1 pseudogene is annotated in these 616 nt (G+C 30.7%); it reads right to left on the reverse strand.

The features are described 5' to 3' along the window. Positions 1 to 158 precede the first annotated feature (158 nt). Positions 159 to 386, reverse strand: a pseudogene (locus ACERC5_RS10175) (XRE family transcriptional regulator); the annotation flags it as partial. Positions 387 to 616 lie beyond the last annotated feature (230 nt).

Genomic DNA, 616 nt, shown 5'->3' on the forward strand with positions numbered 1-616 from the left:
CAACAATTTGTTGCTTAAAGTCATCACTAAATTGACGACGGATTTTTCTAGACATAGAGTTCTCCTGTTTTCTTTAGTGTAGAACACTTTATAAATTCTGTCTAGTTTAGTGTAACCGATTCAATGGCTTTAATCCACTCAAGGTATACGCGGTCTTAAGAGGATAGAAATCTTGTTCGCTCTCGTTCTACTTTATAGAGATATTCCAAATCATCATAATTTTTATCATTCAGTAGTTTATCTGATAGTTGTTTGAACTCAGATAAGTCAAATGTTAATTCTATTTGGTCATTGAAAAAATAATCCAAAGGGACTTCTAGATTTTGGGATAGTTGGAACAAAAGTTCTGCAGAAGGCATCAAATGATTACGCTCAATTTTACCAATCTAACTTTGTTCACAAATCCCATCAGCAAGGACTTTTTGAGAGAGTCCTAATTCTTTTCGTCTCATTTTGAGTTTGTCAGATATCATTGTCATCACCTTGCTTCTTTTCATGGTATATTATCCTCATTGTACAAAAGTTAGTCATAAACAGCAACATTTTTAATTTTAAAATTAAAAAAATCAAAAAATACACAAATACAAATATAATTGACAGGAAATTTTATATATGA

It is taken from the genome of Streptococcus sp. E24BD (genome assembly GCF_041807825.1).
Classification (GTDB): Bacteria; Bacillota; Bacilli; order Lactobacillales; family Streptococcaceae; genus Streptococcus; species Streptococcus entericus.